Annotated in this window: 33 protein-coding genes and 1 pseudogene; 33 read left to right on the top strand and 1 reads right to left on the bottom strand. The window is 45.4% G+C overall.

The window, feature by feature from the left end:
• Positions 1–23 precede the first annotated feature (23 nt).
• Positions 24–914, bottom strand: a complete 891-nt coding sequence (gene era, locus ACRBG0_RS03585; protein WP_431485537.1) for a GTPase Era — start codon at positions 912–914, stop codon at positions 24–26.
• 108 nt (positions 915–1,022) lie between these two features.
• Between era and ACRBG0_RS03580 the strand changes: the two genes are divergently transcribed.
• From ACRBG0_RS03580 to ACRBG0_RS03420, 33 genes and pseudogenes are all read left to right on the top strand, one after another.
• Positions 1,023–1,457: a cytochrome B gene (locus ACRBG0_RS03580; RefSeq protein ID WP_431485536.1), complete on the top strand. Its 435-nt coding sequence runs from the start codon at positions 1,023–1,025 to the stop codon at positions 1,455–1,457.
• A 655-nt stretch (positions 1,458–2,112) separates the two neighbouring features.
• Positions 2,113–2,487, top strand: a complete 375-nt coding sequence (gene rpsL / locus ACRBG0_RS03575) for a 30S ribosomal protein S12 (protein WP_020535263.1) — start codon at positions 2,113–2,115, stop codon at positions 2,485–2,487.
• Between the two features lie 87 nt (positions 2,488–2,574).
• A complete protein-coding gene (gene rpsG, locus ACRBG0_RS03570) occupies positions 2,575–3,042 on the top strand; it encodes a 30S ribosomal protein S7 (protein ID WP_020535262.1) in 468 nt (155 codons plus the stop codon).
• A gap of 48 nt (positions 3,043–3,090) precedes the next feature.
• Entirely contained in the window at positions 3,091–5,217 is a 2,127-nt protein-coding gene (gene fusA, locus ACRBG0_RS03565; RefSeq protein WP_431485535.1) for an elongation factor G, read from the top strand.
• A 175-nt stretch (positions 5,218–5,392) separates the two neighbouring features.
• On the top strand, positions 5,393–5,701 hold the full coding sequence (rpsJ, locus tag ACRBG0_RS03560; protein ID WP_020535260.1) for a 30S ribosomal protein S10: 309 nt from the start codon (positions 5,393–5,395) through the stop codon (positions 5,699–5,701).
• Between the two features lie 179 nt (positions 5,702–5,880).
• Positions 5,881–6,501, top strand: coding sequence for a 50S ribosomal protein L3 (gene rplC / locus ACRBG0_RS03555; RefSeq protein WP_431485534.1), 621 nt, complete (start codon positions 5,881–5,883; stop codon positions 6,499–6,501).
• A 61-nt stretch (positions 6,502–6,562) separates the two neighbouring features.
• Positions 6,563–7,189, top strand: coding sequence for a 50S ribosomal protein L4 (gene rplD, locus ACRBG0_RS03550; protein ID WP_431485533.1), 627 nt, complete (start codon positions 6,563–6,565; stop codon positions 7,187–7,189).
• Positions 7,190–7,219: 30 nt separating this feature from the next.
• A complete protein-coding gene (gene rplW / locus ACRBG0_RS03545) occupies positions 7,220–7,516 on the top strand; it encodes a 50S ribosomal protein L23 (protein ID WP_020535257.1) in 297 nt (98 codons plus the stop codon).
• Positions 7,517–7,605: 89 nt separating this feature from the next.
• Complete coding sequence (gene rplB, locus ACRBG0_RS03540; protein ID WP_431485532.1) at positions 7,606–8,436, top strand: 50S ribosomal protein L2; 831 nt, start codon at positions 7,606–7,608, stop codon at positions 8,434–8,436.
• Between the two features lie 2 nt (positions 8,437–8,438).
• On the top strand, positions 8,439–8,702 hold the full coding sequence (gene rpsS, locus ACRBG0_RS03535) for a 30S ribosomal protein S19 (protein ID WP_020535255.1): 264 nt from the start codon (positions 8,439–8,441) through the stop codon (positions 8,700–8,702).
• An 85-nt stretch (positions 8,703–8,787) separates the two neighbouring features.
• A complete protein-coding gene (gene rplV / locus ACRBG0_RS03530) occupies positions 8,788–9,159 on the top strand; it encodes a 50S ribosomal protein L22 (protein WP_020535254.1) in 372 nt (123 codons plus the stop codon).
• A gap of 38 nt (positions 9,160–9,197) precedes the next feature.
• The gene (gene rpsC / locus ACRBG0_RS03525; RefSeq protein WP_431485531.1) at positions 9,198–9,983 is read left to right on the top strand and encodes a 30S ribosomal protein S3; all 786 of its coding nucleotides are present in this window, start codon (positions 9,198–9,200) and stop codon (positions 9,981–9,983) included.
• 295 nt (positions 9,984–10,278) lie between these two features.
• Positions 10,279–10,698, top strand: coding sequence for a 50S ribosomal protein L16 (gene rplP, locus ACRBG0_RS03520; protein WP_020535252.1), 420 nt, complete (start codon positions 10,279–10,281; stop codon positions 10,696–10,698).
• 69 nt (positions 10,699–10,767) lie between these two features.
• Complete coding sequence (gene rpmC, locus ACRBG0_RS03515) at positions 10,768–11,028, top strand: 50S ribosomal protein L29 (RefSeq protein WP_020535251.1); 261 nt, start codon at positions 10,768–10,770, stop codon at positions 11,026–11,028.
• Positions 11,029–11,042: 14 nt separating this feature from the next.
• Positions 11,043–11,300, top strand: coding sequence for a 30S ribosomal protein S17 (rpsQ, locus tag ACRBG0_RS03510; RefSeq protein WP_020535250.1), 258 nt, complete (start codon positions 11,043–11,045; stop codon positions 11,298–11,300).
• Between the two features lie 112 nt (positions 11,301–11,412).
• Positions 11,413–11,778, top strand: coding sequence for a 50S ribosomal protein L14 (rplN, locus tag ACRBG0_RS03505; RefSeq protein ID WP_020535249.1), 366 nt, complete (start codon positions 11,413–11,415; stop codon positions 11,776–11,778).
• Positions 11,779–11,805: 27 nt separating this feature from the next.
• On the top strand, positions 11,806–12,153 hold the full coding sequence (gene rplX / locus ACRBG0_RS03500) for a 50S ribosomal protein L24 (RefSeq protein WP_020535248.1): 348 nt from the start codon (positions 11,806–11,808) through the stop codon (positions 12,151–12,153).
• Complete coding sequence (gene rplE / locus ACRBG0_RS03495) at positions 12,153–12,710, top strand: 50S ribosomal protein L5 (RefSeq protein WP_431485530.1); 558 nt, start codon at positions 12,153–12,155, stop codon at positions 12,708–12,710. The genes rplX and rplE overlap by 1 nt, the downstream gene beginning before the upstream one ends.
• Before the next feature lie 5 nt (positions 12,711–12,715).
• On the top strand, positions 12,716–12,985 hold the full coding sequence (gene rpsN / locus ACRBG0_RS03490) for a 30S ribosomal protein S14 (protein ID WP_431485529.1): 270 nt from the start codon (positions 12,716–12,718) through the stop codon (positions 12,983–12,985).
• Between the two features lie 182 nt (positions 12,986–13,167).
• On the top strand, positions 13,168–13,578 hold the full coding sequence (gene rpsH / locus ACRBG0_RS03485) for a 30S ribosomal protein S8 (protein WP_020535245.1): 411 nt from the start codon (positions 13,168–13,170) through the stop codon (positions 13,576–13,578).
• Positions 13,579–13,611: 33 nt separating this feature from the next.
• Positions 13,612–14,166: a 50S ribosomal protein L6 gene (rplF, locus tag ACRBG0_RS03480; RefSeq protein ID WP_431485528.1), complete on the top strand. Its 555-nt coding sequence runs from the start codon at positions 13,612–13,614 to the stop codon at positions 14,164–14,166.
• 110 nt (positions 14,167–14,276) lie between these two features.
• Positions 14,277–14,630, top strand: coding sequence for a 50S ribosomal protein L18 (gene rplR, locus ACRBG0_RS03475; protein ID WP_431485527.1), 354 nt, complete (start codon positions 14,277–14,279; stop codon positions 14,628–14,630).
• A 21-nt stretch (positions 14,631–14,651) separates the two neighbouring features.
• On the top strand, positions 14,652–15,170 hold the full coding sequence (rpsE, locus tag ACRBG0_RS03470) for a 30S ribosomal protein S5 (protein WP_020535242.1): 519 nt from the start codon (positions 14,652–14,654) through the stop codon (positions 15,168–15,170).
• 29 nt (positions 15,171–15,199) lie between these two features.
• Positions 15,200–15,379, top strand: a complete 180-nt coding sequence (rpmD, locus tag ACRBG0_RS03465) for a 50S ribosomal protein L30 (protein ID WP_431485526.1) — start codon at positions 15,200–15,202, stop codon at positions 15,377–15,379.
• Between the two features lie 51 nt (positions 15,380–15,430).
• Positions 15,431–15,877 (top strand): 50S ribosomal protein L15, encoded by a 447-nt coding sequence (gene rplO, locus ACRBG0_RS03460; protein WP_020535240.1) that lies wholly within the window; start codon positions 15,431–15,433, stop codon positions 15,875–15,877.
• Positions 15,878–15,888: 11 nt separating this feature from the next.
• Positions 15,889–17,256 (top strand): preprotein translocase subunit SecY, encoded by a 1,368-nt coding sequence (gene secY / locus ACRBG0_RS03455; protein ID WP_020535239.1) that lies wholly within the window; start codon positions 15,889–15,891, stop codon positions 17,254–17,256.
• Positions 17,257–17,305: 49 nt separating this feature from the next.
• Positions 17,306–18,145: a type I methionyl aminopeptidase gene (gene map / locus ACRBG0_RS03450; protein WP_431485525.1), complete on the top strand. Its 840-nt coding sequence runs from the start codon at positions 17,306–17,308 to the stop codon at positions 18,143–18,145.
• Between the two features lie 112 nt (positions 18,146–18,257).
• Positions 18,258–18,476 (top strand): translation initiation factor IF-1, encoded by a 219-nt coding sequence (gene infA, locus ACRBG0_RS03445; protein WP_020535237.1) that lies wholly within the window; start codon positions 18,258–18,260, stop codon positions 18,474–18,476.
• A gap of 40 nt (positions 18,477–18,516) precedes the next feature.
• Positions 18,517–18,633: a 50S ribosomal protein L36 gene (gene rpmJ / locus ACRBG0_RS03440; RefSeq protein ID WP_071596852.1), complete on the top strand. Its 117-nt coding sequence runs from the start codon at positions 18,517–18,519 to the stop codon at positions 18,631–18,633.
• A 48-nt stretch (positions 18,634–18,681) separates the two neighbouring features.
• Entirely contained in the window at positions 18,682–19,059 is a 378-nt protein-coding gene (gene rpsM, locus ACRBG0_RS03435; RefSeq protein WP_020535236.1) for a 30S ribosomal protein S13, read from the top strand.
• A 12-nt stretch (positions 19,060–19,071) separates the two neighbouring features.
• Positions 19,072–19,467, top strand: coding sequence for a 30S ribosomal protein S11 (rpsK, locus tag ACRBG0_RS03430; RefSeq protein ID WP_020535235.1), 396 nt, complete (start codon positions 19,072–19,074; stop codon positions 19,465–19,467).
• A gap of 49 nt (positions 19,468–19,516) precedes the next feature.
• Positions 19,517–20,128: a 30S ribosomal protein S4 gene (gene rpsD / locus ACRBG0_RS03425; RefSeq protein WP_020535234.1), complete on the top strand. Its 612-nt coding sequence runs from the start codon at positions 19,517–19,519 to the stop codon at positions 20,126–20,128.
• A 148-nt stretch (positions 20,129–20,276) separates the two neighbouring features.
• Positions 20,277–20,768, top strand: a pseudogene (locus ACRBG0_RS03420) (DNA-directed RNA polymerase subunit alpha); the annotation flags it as partial.

Below are 20,768 nucleotides of genomic sequence, written 5' to 3'. Positions count from 1 at the left end.
TTATGTGGTTCAATCTCCACGCTCTAATAACCAAACCGCTTCAGCAACTGATCGTCATCACGCCAGTTTTCTTTCACTTTTACATGCAATTCCAGAAACACTTTACTCTCCAGAAAGGCCTCTAGCGAAGTGCGCGCTGCCGTACCCAGTTGCTTGATTAATACACCACCCTTACCGATGATGATACTCTTTTGGGTAGGTCGCATCACAAAGATGGTAGCCGCAATACGAATCAGGTCTTCCCCCCGGGTCGTTTGGGTTTCTTTAAAAGAATCAACAACAACCTCTACGGAGTAAGGGATTTCCTGGTGGTAAATTTCCAGTATCTTTTCCCGCACAATCTCACTCACAAAGAAGCGCTCGGGCCGGTCGGTCAGCTGATCCTTGGGGTAGTAAGCCGGCCCTTCGGGCAGGCTTTGTGTGATGATCTTTAGTAAACCTGCCGTACCTTCTTGGTGCAAAGCCGACAGCGGGAAGATCTCCTTAAAAGGAATCCGCTTTTGCCATTCCATTATTTTTGCCACCACCTCTTTCTGGTTAGAAAGGTCTATCTTGTTGAGCACCAGAAAAATAGGAGCCTTTATTTTACGGAGCTGCTCCATGATGGGGTCGTCATCCTCAAACACCTCGTCTATGCCTGCCACAAAAAGCATAATGTCGGCATCATCAAAGGTGGTTTCCACAAAACGGTTCATCGCCTCCTGCATCTTATAGGCCGGATCACTGATGATCCCAGGTGTATCACTAAACACAATCTGAAAATCATCACCACTTAGTAGACCAATAATACGGTGCCGGGTCGTTTGCGGCTTGGCCGTAATAATCGACATCCGCTCGCCTACCAGTGCATTCATCAGCGTTGACTTCCCAGCATTGGGCCTACCTATGATATTTACAAATCCAGATCTGTGCATCCTCTAAGTTTAATTTCCTCAAAGGTAGGCATTGTTTTGGGTAGACATAAAATTTTACGCGCGCTCGCAGTCGCATTTCCTATATTTGCAAAAAAAAAGAACTTAGTTATGCACAGTATGCTCGTTCATGCCCACTCTGGGCTCCGTTGGTTGGTACTCATTTTCCTAGTCTTGGCTATCGTTACTGCCTGGGGCAAATGGTCCAAACAAACCGCCTACCCCGATGGCAAACTCCCCTTGTTGGGCTTCATCTTCACTCACGTACAGCTTTTATTGGGCTTTATCCTCTATTTTATCAGTCCCAAGGTTCAATTCGCTAGTGGTGTCATGAAGGATTCTATGCTGCGTTTCTACACCGTAGAGCACATCACCCTTATGTTGCTGGCCATCGCTTTGATCACTGTAGGCTATATCAAAGCCAAGAAGCAAATCCCTGCACCACAGGGGCACCGTACCATTGTGCGTTACTACGCTATCGGCTTGGCCTTGATTTTGCTTAGCATTCCTTGGCCGTTCCGTGGGCTTGGGGCCGGTTGGTTCTAAGAGTATGTTTACCTTCGGTTTGCTAGTATTGTCTAAATGCCCTCTCCTGCTGAATAAAACGGTAGGAGAGGGTGTTTTGTATTTGGGCGCATCCCCTCCCGTTGGTCGGGGTCGGGTCGTCCGCCACTCGTTATTCACTCGGCCACCTCTTCTTCGTTCGGTGGCAAATTGGCTCCCACCCCTTGCGCGGGTAATCACTGAAGGAGTGTTGCCCATAGATAGTTAAATTAGGTGTTCTTCGGGACAAGATTTTTAATTGATGCGCTTTCCAAGAAAAAACTTTGCGATTTTAAAGCGGGCGAGAATAGTTTCTTGTAAAAATATATGTTGGTAGAAGCCCCTTTTTGTGCAAATATTATTCGCCACTTTAAAGCATCCACAGGCACGAACCAAGCTTCTCTGGGGCCTATGGATATAGCGTCCCAAATTTACTCCTGAAAAAGTTGACTACCCTTTTGGTTTTCAAAGAATAAAGCGTACCTTTGCATTCGCTTTTTCGCAAGGGATGTTCCCCGCAATAATGTCGGATACATTTTCCTTGAACACATACCGGACAGGGCGAGCTTATAATAAATTAAGTTTCAACTGTTTGGTGTAGGCCTCTGGCAAGACCGAGGAACTGTGTAAAGTGACCTTTATTTAATTAAAGCAGCGTATGCCTACTATTAATCAACTTGTGCGGAAAGGCCGCACGCAGATTGTGACCAAGAGCAAGTCACGTGCCCTGGACTCATGTCCTCAGAAGCGTGGTGTGTGTACTCGTGTATACACAACGACTCCTAAGAAACCAAACTCTGCTCTGCGGAAGGTAGCCAAAGTGCGCCTGACCAATGGCATTGAGGTAATTGCCTACATCCCTGGTGAAGGCCACAATCTACAGGAACACTCAATCGTACTTATCCGTGGTGGTCGTGTTAAAGACTTACCTGGTGTACGTTACACCATTGTACGTGGTGCCCTGGATACTGCGGGTGTAAACGATCGTAAAAAGAGTCGCTCTAAGTACGGAACGAAGCGTCCTAAGAGCTAAAAACGTTTATGTTTCCTTGTCCGCCCAGTAGCTACTGATCGGGCCGCCGCCATTTATTTAACCGGCAGAAACCGCTAATAAAGAACAATGAGGAAAAGAAAGCCAAAAGTAAGAATTATTGCTCCCGATCCCCGCTATGGTGACGAGATGGTAACTCAGTTTGTAAACATGATGATGTTGGAAGGCCGTAAGAGCGCCGCATTCAAAGTGTTCTACGACGCAATGGATATCATCAAGGAGCGTACCGAATCAGACGAACACGCTGTGTGGAAGAAAGCATTGAACAATGCAATGCCACAAGTAGAAGTACGTTCTCGCCGGATCGGCGGTGCTACTTTCCAGATTCCTACCGAAATTCGCGCCAAGCGCAAATTGTCTATCGGTATGAAGTGGGTGATCAAGTTTGCACGTCTGCGTTCTGGTAAAGGAATGGCCGAGAAAATGGCCGCCGAACTAATTGCAGCTAGCAAAGGAGAAGGAGCAGCCGTAAAGCGTAAGGAAGATACCCACCGTATGGCGGAATCTAACCGTGCCTTTGCTCACTTCCGTGTGTAATTCTTTAGAACATATTTTTAATTTATAACGCCCGAACAGGGAACCATCATGGCTACGGATCTCACTTATACGAGAAACATTGGCATTGCCGCTCACATTGACGCCGGAAAGACTACCACTACCGAGCGCGTCCTATTCTACACCGGACTAAGCCACAAGATTGGCGAAGTACACGACGGTGCAGCTACTATGGACTGGATGGAGCAGGAGCAGGAGCGTGGAATTACTATCACCTCTGCAGCCACCAAAACTTCCTGGCAATGGAAGGATAAGGACTATGCGGTAAATATCATTGACACCCCAGGACACGTTGACTTTACCGTAGAGGTAAACCGGTCACTTCGTGTTTTAGATGGTCTGGTATTCCTGTTCTGTGCTGTATCTGGTGTAGAGCCACAGTCAGAAACCAACTGGCGCCTGGCTGATAACTACAAAGTACCACGTATTGGTTTTGTAAACAAAATGGACCGTTCAGGTGCTGACTTCTTCAACGTAGTAAATGACGTTCAGGAGAAATTAGGATCTAAGGCTATTCCTCTACAAATTCCAATTGGTTCAGAAGAAACCTTTAAAGGTGTAATTGATCTCATCATGAACCAGGCTATTGTCTGGAATGAAGATGACTTCGGTATGACTTATGAGGTGATTGATATGCCTGAGGATTTAGTTGATACTGCTGCTGAGTGGCGTGAGAAATTACTAGAAGCTGTAGCAGAGTACGATGAGAGCCTAATGGAGAAATTCTTCGAAGACCCTGATTCAATTACAGAAGCGGAAATGCGTAAAGCAGTTCGCGAAGCAGTAATGGACATGGCTTTCGTTCCAATGATGTGTGGTACTGCCTTTAAGAATAAAGGTGTACAAGCAGTATTGGATGCGGTATGTGCTTACTTGCCTTCACCGCTGGATATCGACGCAATCATAGGTACGAATCCTAATACAGAAAAGGAAGAGAAGCGCCGTCCTTCTAACGACGAGCCTTTCGCAGCACTAGCATTCAAAATTGCTACCGATCCTTTTGTAGGTCGTTTGGCCTTCATGCGGGTATACTCTGGTGTACTTGATGCCGGTAGCTATGTATACAATAGTCGTTCCGACAGCAAAGAGCGTATTTCTCGTATCTACCAGATGCACGCTAATAAGCAGAATAGCATCCCTAGTGTAGAAGCTGGTGATATTGCTGCTGCGGTAGGTTTCAAGGACATCCGTACGGGTGATACCCTTTGTGACCTCGATCATCCGATCGTTCTGGAATCGATGGTTTTCCCTGATCCTGTAATTGGTATCGCGGTAGAGCCTAAAACGCAGAAAGACCTTGATAAGCTGGGTATGTCTTTAGCCAAATTGGCGGAAGAAGATCCTACCTTTAAGGTTCGTTACGACGAAGATACCAACCAAACCGTTATTAGCGGTATGGGAGAGCTTCACTTGGAGATCATTATTGATCGCCTTAAGCGTGAATTCAAAGTTGAATGTAATGTAGGTGAGCCACAGGTAACTTACAAAGAAGCACTACAAGCCACTGTTACTCACCGTGAGCGCTTGAAAAAGCAATCTGGTGGTTCTGGTTTGTTCGCCGATATGGAATTCGAACTCGGCCCTGCTGACGAAGAATTCTTGGAAAGTGATGATTTCAAAGCAGGTAAGGTAAAACTGCAGTTCGATTGGGGCATCGTTGGTGGTGCGATCGATAAGAACTACCAGAAGCCGATCCGCGATGGTTTCATTGCAATGATGAACAATGGTATCCTGGCTGGTTACAACATTGACAGTATGAAAGTACGTGTCTTTGATGGTAGCATGCACTCTGTAGATAGTAAGCCTATCGCTTTCGAATTGTGTGCTAAAGAAGGCTTCAGAGCCGCTGCACCAAAAACAGAGCCTGTACTGCTGGAGCCTATCATGAAACTTGAGATTATCACTCCGGAAGAATACGTTGGTAGCGTTATCGGTGACTTGAACCGTCGCCGTGGCTTACCAAAAGGACAAGTACCTCGTGCCGGTGGTGCTGTTTCTATCTCAGCAGATGTGCCACTTGCACAAATGTTCGGTTACGTAACGGATTTGCGGACGATCACTTCTGGTCGTGCAAACTCTTCCATGGAATTCTCTCATTACGCGGCAGCTCCAAGTGGTGTTGCTAAAGAGATTATTGAGAAAGCTAAAGGGGCCTAATTAAGGTTGCTCATTAGCAATTATACCGCTTCGGCGGAAATTTGAAAATATTAAGAAGACCAAAAGTGGTTGTTCTTATCTAATTAAAATAGGACTGGTGAGCAAGCTGCGTAGCTATTAAACGTGCGCAGCTTGCAAGCCGTTTTACTTCATAACTTGACAATTAGAAGCTGGCATGAATCAGAAAATTCGTATCAAGCTCCGTTCTTACGACCATAACCTCGTTGATAAATCAACTGAGAAAATCGTAAAAACGGTGAAAAACAGTGGTGCCATTGTAACTGGCCCGATTCCGCTGCCCACCGAGAAAAAAATCTTTACCGTGCTCCGTTCACCGCACGTCAACAAGAAGTCCCGGGAGCAGTTTCAGTTGCGCACTCATAAGCGCCTCATTGAAATTTACACGCCTACGCAAAAAACAGTCGATGCTTTATCAAAGCTAGAACTGCCAAGTGGTGTGGACATTCAAGTAAAGTTGACGTAGTCGGGGAATATCCCTCGCTATCAGACATTTAGATCAACATGAATCAGTTGATCTTTATTAAAAGAATCTGTTGTACGCAGATAACAACCAAAATTGCAATAGCAATAAGATTAAAATTCAATCTTTGATCTTACCTATCATTTTTGCTTGCTTGCGTGTAACTATAAAATTCGATAACGATGAACGGAATTATCGGAAAGAAGGTCGGAATGACCAGTATCTTCGACGAAGCTGGTCGTAATATCGCTTGTACAGTAGTAGAAGCGGGTCCTTGTGTCGTAACACAAGTAAAGAACGAAGACTCCGACGGTTACTCAGCTCTTCAGCTGGGCTTTGGTGATGCCAAAGAGAAAAATACATCACAACCCCTCCAAGGGCATTTCGAGAAAGCAGGTACGGATCCCAAGCGTCGTTTGGTCGAGTTCCGCGACGCTAATATGGAAAAGAAGGCTGGTGAGACGATCACAGTTGACGAAGTATTCGTTGAAGGTGATGTTATCCATGCTGTAGGAGTTTCCAAGGGTAAAGGTTTCCAGGGGGTAGTTAAGCGTCACAGTTTCCGTGGTGTGAATGATGCTACGCACGGTCAGCATAACCGCCTACGCTCTCCGGGTTCTATCGGTGCGGCGTCTTACCCTGCACGGGTATTCAAAGGTATGCGCATGGCCGGACGTGACGGTGGTTCACGGGTGAAGGTGAAGAACCTCAAAGTAATGAAGATCTTCCCTGAGCAGAACCTCATCCTTCTGAAGGGTGCAGTTCCCGGGCACAAAGGTGCTTACGTTATCCTGGAAAAATAATTTTGAAAATGCTTTTAGTTTTTCCTAAACGAAAAGCTAAAAACTAGATAAATCCGTAGTGATGAAACTCGATGTTTTAAATATCAAAGGCGAGCAAACAGGACGCTCCGTAGAGTTGTCTGACGACATCTTCGGACAGGCGCCCAACGAGCATGCGGTTTACCTGGCAGTTAAGCAATACTTAGCTCATCAGCGCCAGGGTACACATAAATCCAAAGAACGCGGCGAAATCGCTGGTTCTACTCGTAAGCTTCACCGCCAGAAAGGTACCGGTGGATCACGTAAGGGTAGTATTAACAGTCCTACTTTTCGTGGTGGAGGTCGTGTATTCGGTCCTCGTCCACGTAATTACACTGTGCGTCTTAACAAGAAGGTTAAGAACCTTGCTCGTGTATCTGCCCTTTCTTCAAAAGCCAGTGCTGGTTCGATTATGATTCTGGAAGATTTCTCTTTCGATGCGCCAAAAACCAAAGAGTTTCAGGCCATCCTAAGCAATCTGAAAGTAGACGGTCAGAAGGCGTTACTTGTAACGGCAGAAATGGAAAGCAGCTTGTTGCTGTCCAGCCGTAACCTTAAGAAAGCAGACGTAGCACGCGCTATTGACCTGAACGTGTATCAGATTTTGAACAGCGATACCATCGTACTTTCTGAAAGTGCCGTGGCTAAGCTGCAAGAATCAATTGCATAATCCGGGCTCGTACCCGTAAATGATAAAGCAATGGCAAAGCCAATTTTAATCAAACCACTAATCACTGAGAAAGCAGAAACGCTTTCTGAAGGCCTGAATAAGTACAGCTTCGTTGTAGCAAAAACGGCTAATAAAGTGGAAATTCGTAAGGCAGTGCAGGATATGTATGGCGTAAATGTAACGTCTGTTAATACTGCAATCATGCCTGGAAAAGCAAAGAATAGAACGACCAAGTCGGGGGTTCTCAAAGGCCGGGTGTCTGCTTATAAAAAAGCAGTTGTCACTTTGGTTGAAGGAGAAGAAATCGATTTCTTCGGAGACATTTAATTTTTTAATCCCCGGGGTGGGGATACTCAGCCGATCCGTCTGGTCGTTGATCCTGCTGAGTCCGAGATCCCGGGATGATGAGCAAAGTTATGCCAGTTAAAAAGTATCGTCCGTTAACTCCAGGCTTGCGTACCCGTGTAGGGAATGCATTCACAGAGTTGACGAATGACAAGCCGGAAAAAACGCTGCTTGCTCCCCTGAAAAAATCAGGTGGACGTAATGGTACGGGTAAAATGACCGTACGTCAGCGTGGTGGTGGACACAAGCGTCGCTACCGTATTATTGACTTCAAGCGCAACCGTGATGGTGTTGCAGCTACCGTGAAGACGATCGAATACGATCCGAACCGTACTGCTTTCATCGCATTGTTGGAATATCCTGATGGCGAAAAGCGCTACATCATTGCACCTCAAGGGTTGCAAGTAGGTGCTACCGTTGAATCAGGTGCAGGAGTTGCTCCAGTTGTGGGTAATACCATGTTGCTGAGTGAAATTCCACTAGGATCTTCTATCCATGCTATCGAACTTCAGCCTGGTAAAGGCGCAGCACTAGCACGTTCTGCTGGTACAAATGGTACCTTGATGGGGCGTGAAGGTCGTTATGCTTCGGTTAAATTGCCTTCTGGTGAAGTTCGCCGTATTCTCTTGACTTGCCGTGCTACTATAGGCAATACCTCTAACCCGGATCACGGTCTGGAAGTATTAGGTAAAGCTGGTCGTAAGCGTTGGTTGGGACGTCGTCCTCGTGTTCGTGGTGTAGCCATGAACCCTGTAGATCACCCAATGGGTGGTGGTGAAGGACGCGCTTCTGGAGGACACCCACGTTCTCGTACGGGTATTATGGCCAAAGGTCAGAAGACACGTAACAATAAGAAGCACTCTACCAAATTAATCATTAGCAAGCGTAAAACTAAGAAATAGAGATGGCTAGATCAATCCGTAAAGGACCTTACATCTTCCACAAGCTTCTAAAGAAAGTGGAAATTTCTAAAGCGTCCAGCAAAAAGAAAGTGATCAAAACTTGGTCCCGCTCATCCATGATCAATCCGGATATGGTAGGGGAGACGATCGCTGTCCATAATGGTAAAATCCATGTTCCTGTTTATGTAACAGAAAATATGGTAGGCCATAAATTGGGCGAATTCGCTCCTACACGGAGCTTTAAAGGTCATACCGGTAACCGGTAAATTGTAAATAAAAATGAGAGAATGAAGAAATGCTGAAATTTTAGCATTCCAGCATTCCAACATTCACGCATTAATTATAAACATCATGGAAGCAGTAGCCAAACTCAAGAGCGTTCCGATGTCGGCCAGAAAGATGCGTCTGATAGTCGACAACATACGCGGGAAAAAGGTAAATGATGCCCTTGATATCCTACGCTTTAGCAAGCAGGAAGCTGCGCAATGGCTAGAAAAAGCCCTCTTGTCAGCAGTAGCCAATTGGGAATATAAATTGGATGGCCAAGAAAGTGCTGACGATTATGGACTATACGTTAAAACAGCCTTCTCTAACGAGGCAGGTATGTTGAAGCGTTTCCGTCCTGCGCCACACGGTCGGGCACATCGCATCCGCAAGCGTAGCAATCACGTTACGCTTATTGTAGAAAACAGTTTACCTCTCACTTCGGAAGAAGAAGAGTAGGGAAAACTAATTGTTAAAAATTAACGAGTCCTAGACACATGGGTCAGAAGACTAATCCTATTGGTAATCGTTTGGGGTATATTCGCGGTTGGGATTCCAACTGGTATGCTGATAAAGGTTACGCAGATAACGTTGTAGAAGATGAAAAGATTCGCACGTATCTAGCCGCACGTATCCACAAAGGTGGTATAGCTCGTACAATCATTGAGCGCACACTTAAGCGGATTACGGTAACAATCCACACTTCCCGCCCCGGTATTATTATCGGTAAAGGAGGACAGGAAGTTGATCGTATCCGGGAAGAGCTCAAGAAATTGACGGGTAAGGATGTGCAGATCAATATCATCGAAATCCGTAAGCCGGAGCTTGATGCTAATATTGTTGCAGAATCTATTGCTAAGCAATTAGAAGCACGGATCAACTACCGTCGCGCTATCAAAATGGCGATTCAATCAACCATGCGTGCTAATGCCGAAGGCATCAAAGTACGAATCTCTGGTCGTTTGAATGGTTCTGATATGAGCCGGACAGAAGAGTTCAAGGAAGGCCGTACGCCTTTACATACTTTCCGTGCTGATATTGACTATGCGCTATACGAAGCACAGACCGTTTACGGTATTATTGGAGTGAAGGTTTGGATTTGTAAAGGCGAAGTCCTTGGCAAGCGTGACCTTAACCCCAATGCTGGCCTGACTGGCAAGGAAGGTGGCGGCGGTGGCCGTGATCGTGGTGGTCGTGGTGGTCGCGGAGGTGATCGTCGTGGTGGCCGTGGTGGTGACCGTCGTGGTGGCGGAAATCGTGGCGGTGGCGGTGGACGTCGCTAAAAAAAAATTATTGCTGGCAAATACCCGGATTTTCCGGGTATAATTGCCTCAATTTCAGCAACTGGCGTTAATTAGTTAGGCTATCAGGTAAGATCCTGCGCTAGTCTTTGCTAACGGGTGTAATCGTAAAGATTTGTGCCCGAATTGATTTTTGATTATCAGAAAATAGCTGTACCTTTGCCAAGCTTTTTCGGAAGCGGGTTAGATACGGCTTGTTTTTGCCAATTAGAAGACCCGTCTGAATAGCCGGGCCTGTCCCTCTGGAATAGCCAAGGGCAGATAAAAATAATGACCAATGTTACAGCCGAAAAGAACGAAATATCGCAAGCAGCAAAAAGGACGTAATCGTGGTGTCGCAAAGCGTGGCACACTGGTATCCTTTGGCTCATTCGGTCTTAAGTCCATGGAACTTGGCCGTATCACCAACCGGCAAATTGAAGCCGCTCGTATCGCGATGACGCGTTACATGAAGCGTGAAGGTAAAGTATGGATTCGCATTTTCCCCGATAAGCCTATCACATCTAAGCCTCTAGAGGTGAGGATGGGTAAGGGTAAAGGTAACCTTGACCACTATGTGGCACAAGTACAACCTGGCCGTATGATGTTTGAACTGGATGGTGTTCCCCGCGAAGTAGCTGAAGAGGCACTCCGTTTGGCTGCACAGAAACTACCAGTGAAAACCAAAACGGTTACCCGCCCTGATTACGAAGGGTAGTTATCATAATAATCAGTCTGGAGCTCGTGTAATTTATTACGGAGCTGCGAAAATTTTAAAATAAGGACAATGGCAACCAAAAAGTATTTGGAACTGCAAGAGTTCTCTGACACGGACCTTCAGGCTGAACTGGAGGGAACCGAAAGCAGATATCAGAAGATGAAGTTTGACCATGCTATTACTGGCTTGGACAATCCTCTAGTGTTGCGAGAAGTTCGCCGGGACATTGCTCGCTTAAACACAGAAGTTCGCCGCCGTCAATTGGCTGCTGCTTCAGAAGAAGAACTCGCTAATCGTAGTAAAATCAGAGCTCGTCGTAGACGTAGCTAGTAATTCAGCTAATAATGGAAGAACGTAATCTTCGTAAACAGCTAATCGGTATTGTTACCAGTGATAAGATGGAGAAATCTATTTCTGTTTCAGTGGAACGCCGTATTCAGCACCCCATCTATGGTAAGTTCGTTAAGAAGTCTAACAAGTTTATGGCTCACGACGAAAAGAACGAATGTAATATTGGGGATAAAGTGCGCATCATGGAGACGCGCCCAACGAGTGCTCGCAAACGCTGGCGCTTAGTTGAAATCTTGGAAAGAGCCAAGTAAAAGAAAGAGCAGGATAAAGAGGCCTAGGGCCCATTCTGTTATTCATTGAAATTAACTAGAGTTATCAACGCGATAATCGACGTTGCGCTAGCTCTGCAAATATTTTGCCGTCATGATCCAGCAAGAATCCCGGCTCCGAGTAGCCGACAATAGTGGCGCCAAAGAGGTGCTATGTATCCGCGTTTTAGGCGGATCAAAGCGTCGTTACGCTTCTGTTGGCGATATGATTGTGGTATCTGTCAAAGAGGCAGCTCCTGGAGGTATTAAGAAAGGAGCTATTTCTAGGGCCGTAGTGGTTCGTACCAAGAAGGAGATCCGTCGTCGCGACGGTAGCTACATTCGCTTTGATGACAATGCAGTTGTGCTGCTAAGTGCTAGCGAAGAACCTCGCGGCACTCGTATTTTCGGCCCTGTTGCCCGTGAGCTTCGTGAGCGTGATTACATGCGTATCGTTTCTCTGGCACCAGAGGTATTATAAATCATTCACGGCCCGAATACTTGAACCATGAAGAAAGTAAATCAGAAACGCTTTGCTCCCAAGCTGAAGATCAAAAAGGGGGATAAAGTTGTTGTTATCGCGGGTGCCTACAAGGATCGTAGCAAGGTTGTAGAAGTACTGGAAGTAATTCCTGACGAAAACCGTGCGATCGTTGAAGAGGTGAATATTCGTAAGAAGCACCAGAAGCCTACACAGGACAATCCTGGTGGCATCATCGATAAAGCAGCTCCTATCAATCTGTCTAACTTAATGTTAGTAGATGCTAGTGGAGAGCCTACCCGCGTTGGCCGTAAGGCTGATAGTGATGGCAAAATGAAACGTTATTCCAAAAAATCCGGGGAAATCTTAGACTAATGAGTTACACACCGCGATTAAGAAAAAAGTATTACGAAGAAGTAATACCTGCTCTGCAAGAGCAATTCCAATATAGCAGCGTGATGGAAGTTCCTCGTCTGTTGAAGATTTGTATCAACCAAGGTGTTGGACAAGGTACTCAGGACAAGAAGCTGGTCGACAATGCTGTAGAAGAAATCACTTTGATCACCGGCCAAAAAGCCGTGAAGACCAAAGCGAAGAAATCTGTCTCTAACTTTAAGTTGCGCGAAGATATGCACATTGGTGCGCGTGTAACTTTACGGCAGAAGCAGATGTTCGAATTCCTCGACCGTCTGGTATCAGTGGCTCTGCCACGGGTACGTGACTTCCGCGGAATTAACGACAAGAGCTTTGACGGCCGTGGTAACTATACCATGGGTATCAAAGAACAGATTGTTTTCCCTGAAATCGATCTGGATAAGGTAAGCAATATCACGGGAATGGATATCACTTTCGTGACAAGTGCAAAAACCGATGCTGAAGCTCTAGCGCTACTAAAAGCACTGGGTCTTCCTTTCAAGAATCAGAATAACTAGAAATAATGGCTAGAAAATCACTCATCGCCCGAGAGAACAAACGTCAACGTATGGTTGAACGTTACGCCGATCTACGAGCTAAGCTGAAGGAGGAAGGTCGTTGGGAGGAATTGGATAAATTACCTCGCAACTCTAACGCTATCCGTCTTCACAATCGTTGTCGCTTGACAGGTCGCCCTAAAGGATACATGCGTAAATTTGGCCTTTGCCGGGTGAAATTCCGTGAATTGGCACTCCATGGTAAGATCCCTGGAATAACCAAAGCTAGCTGGTAAGCAAAGCGCTTATTAGCAATCTTGATGGTAAAAGGTAAATAGACGTTTACCATCCTATTAAGTCCGGGTATATTTTCTCGGCAGTACATTGGTGCAAATGCTTAGGCACCGCTTGTATGTTATCTATTAACAGGGGTTCAGGTTCCTGCATTTGGAAAACCGAACCACGAAATTGGCACGTCATGGCAGTTACAGATCCTGTAGCCGACTATTTGACCCGGATTCGTAATGCTCAAATCGCTGGGCACCGGGTAGTCAGTATTCCAGCTTCTAATCTAAAGAAGCGCATAACCGAGATCCTCTACGATCAGGGTTACATTCTTAAGTACAAGTTTGACGAGGAAGATAAAAAAGGTACGCAAACTAGCATCAAAATCGCACTTAAGTACGATAAAGCTACTCGTCTACCAGTTATCCGTGAACTCAAGCGTATCAGTAAACCTGGTTTGCGTAAGTACGTAGGTAGTGATAATCTCCCTCGTGTAATCAACGGTTTAGGTATAGCAATCATTTCTACTTCTAAAGGTGTGATGACCGACAAGCAAGCTCGGCAGAACGGTGTAGGAGGGGAAGTGTTATGTTTTGTTTCCTAACCACTTCTATTTAAGAACTCTAAAAGCAGAGCCATGTCAAGAATAGGTAAAGCTCCCATAGATATACCTCAGGGTGTCACCATCGACGTAAGCAAGAGCAACTTGGTTACCGTTAAAGGTCCCAAAGGAGAATTAACTCAGCAGATTGATGCTGATCTTACAGTTGGCATCGAAGACGGTGTTTTGACTGTAGGCCGCCCCACTGATTCCAAGCGTCACCGCTCCGTTCACGGTTTATACCGCTCGTTGATCAATAATATGATTATTGGTGTAACACAAGGCTATACCTTGGAAATGGAAGTCATTGGTGTTGGTTATCGTGCCGAAACCAAAGGTCAGATGCTGATTCTTACGGTAGGTTATTCTCACCCCATTTATTTCATGATTCCTGATGAAGTTACTGTAACAGCAATTTCTGAGAAAGGTAAAGCGCCTGTTGTGAAACTGGAATCAACGGATAAGCAATTGGTAGGGCAAATCGCGGCTAAAGTCCGTGCCTTCCGTAAGCCAGAACCTTACAAAGGAAAAGGTATTCGCTTCAAGGGTGAAGAAATCCGTCGCAAAGCAGGTAAGACTGCTAGTAAATAAACCGTTAATTAGCCGTTGGTTGAGTATTACTACTTCGGCGAAAAGTGGGCCTTGGGAAGAACAGTTAATAGCAGCTGTTGATTCACTAAGGCTAATAAAAATAAGCAGCGATGCAATTAACAAAGGCAAAACGCAGAAAGCGCATTCACATGCGCATTCGCAAAACAACTCGGGGTACAGCTCAGCGTCCGCGCTTGAATATATTCCGTTCGAATCGTTATATTTACGCTCAGCTCATCGATGATGTTCAAGGGCATACGTTAGCACAAGCAAGTTCTTTCGAACCTGCAGTTGCTAATGCTGGAAATAAATCAGAACAATCTGCTGCTACCGGTAAGCTGTTAGCAGAGCGCGCTAAGGCTGCGGGTGTTGAAACCGTAGTATTTGACCGGGCAGGATATTTATATCATGGCCGCGTGAAAGCGTTGGCGGATGGCGCCCGTGAGGGAGGCTTACTATTTTAATCATTAAGAAGCTTTTTGGTAATGGCAAAGAAAAATTCTAACCGGGTAAAACCGGCCGAAACAGAACTGAAAGAAAAGCTCGTTAACCTTAACCGGGTAGCCAAAGTGACCAAAGGTGGTAGAACCTTTAGCTTTGCGGCGGTAGCAGTTGTTGGTGATGGCAAAGGTACAGTAGGTCATGGTCTAGGTAAGGCTCGTGATGTATCTCAGGCGATCAGCAAAGCGGTTGATGATGCTAAGAAGAACCTTATTAAAGTACCGATCCACAATGGTACTATCCCTCATGCACAGAAAGGGAAGTATGGTGCTGGTAAGGTATTGATTAAGCCCGCTTCTGATGGTACGGGAGTAATTGCAGGTGGCGCGATGCGTGCTGTACTGGAAATTGCTGGCGTACACAACGTACTGGCTAAATCTCAAGGGTCTTCTAACCCGCACAACGTGGTGAAAGCCACAATTGATGCTCTGCAGAAATTGCGTAGCCCTATGGCTATTGCTAAGCAGCGCGGCATCTCAATGGAAAAGCTTTTTGAAGGATAGGCTGCAAAGCCTGTAAAAAACCGTCGGCCATGGCTAAGGTAAAAATAACACAGGTTAAGAGCCTGATCGACCGTTCTCAGCGTCAAAAGGATACTGTAAAGGCGTTGGGTCTGAAAAAGATGAACGACACGGTCACTAAGGAGGTAACTCCTCAAATTCAGGGAATGATCAATAAGGTCGCTCACCTGGTAACAGTGGAAGAAGCTTAAGGTTACTTTGTAACATAAGCAATTAACGAAGCTATTAAATCGCATAATATAATGGAACTCCATAGTCTCAAACCAGCGTCTGGTGCTGTAAAAAGCCGCAAACGTATTGCCCGTGGTCAGGGGTCTGGCCGAGGAGGTACGTCTACTCGTGGTCATAAAGGTGCTAAGTCACGCTCTGGTTACAAAAGTAAGCGTGGTTTTGAAGGTGGTCAAATGCCACTTCAGATGCGTTTGCCTAAGCGCGGATTTAAGAGTCCTAACCGCGTAGAATACGTAGCTCTTAATCTTGGTCGCCTTCAGGAGATCAGTGAGAAGCACAGTGTTGATACCATCGATATGGATACACTGATGAAGCTGGGTATTGTTCGCAAGACGGATTTGATTAAGATTTTGGGTACTGGCGAATTGAACGCCAAGCTGAATGTAACGGCCCATGCTAGCTCGGAAACTGCAAAAGCAGGTATCGAAGCGCAGGGTGGTTCTCTCACTATCCTCTAAAAAAGACCACGATGAAAAGGTTTATCGATACGCTCAAAAATATTTGGAAGATTAAGGAGTTGCGCAATCGCATCCTTTTCACGCTTGGTTTACTATGGGTATTCCGGCTAGGATCTTTCATTGTCTTACCTGGTGCTGATCCTTCTGTGCTACAAGCACAGATGGGCGGTGGTGGCGATAACTCGCTACTGGGCTTGATTAATGTTTTCTCTGGTGGAGCCTTTAGCAATGCTTCTATCTTTGCCTTGGGCATTATGCCTTATATCACAGCGAGTATCATTATTCAGCTTTTAGGGTTTGCAGTTCCTTATTTTCAGCGCTTGCAGCAGAAAGAAGGAGAGTCTGGCCGGAAGAAGCTGAACCAAATTACACGCTTGCTTACAGTAGCTATTACTTTGGTACAGGGCGGTGCTTACCTAACTTACGTTAAGTCCTTGGGAGCCGTTGATAATTCTGTGCCTGAAAGTATTTTCTGGTTGTCTGGTATTATCATCCTTTCAACTGGTACTGTTTTTGCAATGTGGTTGGGTGAACGGATTACAGATCGTGGTATTGGTAACGGGGTGTCTCTTTTGATCACTGTCGGTATCATTGCTACTTTACCTACTGCCTTTGTATTTGAATTGCAGGGCCGTTTGCAAGCTGGTGGCTTCCTTGTTTTTGTACTGGAAATCGCAGCATTGTTCCTCGTTTGTATGGCAACAGTAATGATTGTTACAGGGGTTCGTAAGATTCCCGTACAATTTGCTAAACGGATGGTTGGCCGTGGTACAGGTAATATTCCTGTAGCAGGAGCACGTGATTACATTCCTCTAAAGGTGAATGCCGCAGGAGTTATGCCGATCATCTTTGCGCAGGCGTTAATGTTCCTTCCTGGCCTCGCTGCGCAGACTGCTGGTGCAGATGCGGAAACGAGCTGGTTGGTACAAAAACTAAATGATTTTACTTCGGCACCTTATAATGCCATCTACTTCGTATTGGTTGTAGCCTTTACGTATGTTTATACAGCCTTAATCGTTAATCCCTCTAACTACGCAGATTACCTGAAGCGCCAAAATGCGTTTATTCCTGGTATTAAGCCAGGTAAACCTACCGAAGAGTTTATTGACTCTGTAACTACCCGCATTACGCTTCCTGGATCTGTATTCTTAGGTTTGATTGCGATCATGCCTGCTTTTGCTGCTGCCTTTGGTATCAATAATTTGTTTGCTGCCTTCTTTGGGGGTACTTCTTTATTGATTCTTGTAGGAGTTGTTCTGGATACGCTACAGCAAATTGAAAGCCACTTGTTGATGCGCCGTTACGATGGTCTGGTTAAAGAAGGTCGGGTATCTGGCCGGAGCAGTAGTCGGATGCAGGGTATTGGTGCAAATATGTAAGTAATACGATTTTAATTATCGTAGCACTAAACAGGATAAGCTAAGCAATATGGCGAGGAAAGGACGCAAAATGATTTATAAGACAGCAGACGAAATCGAGTTAATTCGCGAGAATTGTATGCTGGTTTGTAAAACACTGGCATACGTTGGTAGTATGCTGCGCCCTGGAATGACTGGTGAAGAAATCGATACAAAAGCAGAAGCTTTTATTCGTGATCATGGTGCACTACCGGGCTTTAAAGGTCTTTATGGTTGCCCATCTACCTTGCTAGTTTCTCGAAACGAAGCGGTAGTTCATGGCTTACCGTCGAAAGAACAGGTGTTTCAGGATGGAGATATCCTCTCTATTGATTGTGGAACTTATATGAATGAGTTTTACGGAGATGCTGCTTATACTTTTTGTGTAGGTGAAGTAAACGAAGAAACACTGCAATTGTGTCGAGTGACAAACGAGTCGCTTTATATTGGCATAGAGAATGCAGTAATTGGTAAAAGAGTGGGGGATATCAGTCATGCTATTCAGCACTATACCGAAAAGGAGCATAACTATTCAGTCGTACGAGAACTTGTGGGCCACGGCTTAGGTAAATCCATGCATGAGGCACCTGATGTACCTAATTATGGGCGTCGGGGACAGGGACCTGTACTGAAGGAAGGACTGGTTATCGCAATTGAGCCAATGGTCAATATGGGACGCCGTGAAGTACGGACTCTAAGTGACGAATGGACGATTGTAACGAAGGATAAGAAACCGGCAGCTCATTATGAGCATACCATCGCGGTGACCAAAAATGGTCCTGATATTTTGAGTAATCACGAAATTATCATTGAGGCGATCCAAAAGAATCCTAATGTGATTCCAATCGTTCGCGAAATGAGTGTGAATTAAGCTTGAATTTGGTGAGTGTTTTTTATCAACAAACAGCTCCTTTATAAAAAAATGAGCTCGGGTGTGGAGAATTTATCAATTAATTGTATCTTTGCACTCCGAAAATCGGAATATGAGTAAAAAGAATCTAATAAAACAGGACGGTACTATTCTTGAGGCTTTGTCCAATGCGATGTTTCGTGTGAAGTTGGAAAATGGTCACGAAATTACCGCAACGATCTCTGGTAAAATGCGGATGAATTACATCCGAATTCTTCCTGGTGACCGTGTGGCAGTGGAAATGTCTCCTTATGACTTAACACGTGGGCGCATTACCTACCGCTACAAGTAATTGATACTTAATTGTTTCAGATTCGTAAAATACGCAAACCATGAAAGTAAGACCCTCCGTTAAGAAGCGTTCTTCCGACTGCATAGTGGTGAGAAGAAAAGGAAAGGTTTACATCGTTAACAAGAAGAATCCCAAGTTCAAGCAACGTCAGGGATAAAAAAAACTAGACGGAAGTACTGCTTCCCTCTCTAAATACAGACAGACAATGGCACGAATTGCTGGTGTTGATTTACCAAGAAACAAGCGCGGTGTAATAGGTTTAACCTATATCTACGGCATCGGTCCTTCATTGGCCCAGGAAATTCTGGCCAAGATCGGAGTTAGTGAGCACACGAAGGTTCAGGATTGGACGGATGATAATATCAAGGAGATCGCGACGATGCTCCAGACTGATTATCAAGTAGAAGGTGAATTGCGTACGGAAGTCCAAACCAACATCAAGCGATTGATGGATATCGGTTGTTACCGCGGACTACGTCATCGTAAAGGATTACCTCTCCGGGGCCAACGTACCCAAACTAACGCACGTACTCGTAAGGGTAAGCGTAAGACTGTCGCAAATAAAAAGAAAGCAACCAAGTAATTTTTTTGATCCATGGCTAAAGCAAATACCAAAAAAACAGCTAAGAAGAGAAAGGTACGGGTCGAACCGGAAGGTAAGGTCTTCATCCAGGCTTCTTTCAATAATATCATCATTTCTATTACAAATAAGAAAGGTGATGTGATTTCCTGGTCTTCTGCCGGAAAATCTGGATTCCGTGGTTCTAAAAAGAATACACCGTATGCTGCACAGGTGTCAGCGAGCGAAGCTGCACGTACTGCTTATGATGCAGGCCTGCGCACGGTAGAGGTTTTCGTTAAGGGACCAGGTTCTGGTCGTGAAGCGGCGATCCGTGCCATCGATGGTGTAGGAATCAAAGTGTCTCGTATCAAAGACGTAACACCTGTTCCACACAACGGTTGTCGTCCACCTAAGCGTCGTCGGGTATAATTCCCCTACGAACCTTAATTAATTTTTCAGCGAAAATTATCCTTCCGAAATGGCAAGATATACTGGCCCCAAAACAAAGAAAGCTCGCGCATTTGGCGAAGCTATCTATGGCTACGATAAAAGTTTTGAGCGTAAGAAGTATCGCCCAGGACAGCACGGCAACAGCCGTCGCCGTCGTCAGCAATCAGATTATGCCCTCCAGCTTATGGAAAAGCAGAAAGCTAAGTACACTTACGGTGTATTAGAGCGTCAGTTCCGTAACCTGTTTGAAAGTGCGGCTGCGAAAAGTGGTGTTACCGGTACGGTACTACTACAATTCCTTGAAGCTCGTCTTGATAACGTTGTGTTCCGTTTAGGTCTTGCACCTACTCGCCGCGCTGCGCGTCAGTTGGTAACCCATAAGCACATTGTGTTGAATGGTCGTATCAATAACGTTCCTTCTGCACAATTACGTCCTGGTGATGTTGTTGGTGTAAAAGGGAAATCTCAAGGTTTGCAAGTCGTTCGCGATAGCATGGGAACCAAGGGAGACGCTCGCCGCTTCGGTTGGTTGGAATTCAACCACGATAAATTGGAAGGCCGCTTCATGGATTACCCTGAGCGTGATGCCATTCCTGAGAAAATTAACGAACAGCTTATCGTAGAATTATATTCTAAGTAAGCTTAATGATAAAGGAAAGAACGACATCTCGGCCGATTGTCGTTCTTTCCTGTTACTATGTTTACGGAATCACGGTTTGAACCGGGTTCCGCATTCTGATGTTAAGAGAATAGCTATTCATTCCCCACCAAAGATTATACACAAGCGTATGAGCATCTTGAATTTTCAGAAGCCCGACAAAATCGTAATGGAAAAAGCCAATGATTTTGAGGGACTTTTTGAGTTCAAACCACTCGAACCGGGCTTCGGTCAAACTGTCGGCAATTCACTGCGCCGCGTACTCCTTTCTTCTCTGGAAGGTTTCGCTATTAGCGCTATCCGTATTGCGGGTGTTGAACACGAATTTGGTACGATTCGCGGGGTAGTAGAGGATGTTGTTGAAATCATCCTTAACCTGAAACAGGTTCGTATTAAGCAAATGATTGCTGACGAAGACGTTCAGGAAGAAAAAGTATACCTCACGATCAGCGGTAAAGAAGAATTCCGGGCTGGTGACATTGAAGAGCACACCAATGTGTTCAAAGTCATGAACCCCGATCTGTTGATTTGGACGATGGAACCTTTCGTTAACCTGGAAGTTGAACTTACCGTGTCGAAAGGTCGTGGCTGCGTCCCTGCTGAGGAAAATCGGCCTAAGGAC

This window comes from Lewinella sp. (assembly GCF_050633125.1).
GTDB lineage: Bacteria > Bacteroidota > Bacteroidia > Chitinophagales > Saprospiraceae > Lewinella.
This window is presented reverse-complemented; position numbering and strand designations above follow the sequence as displayed.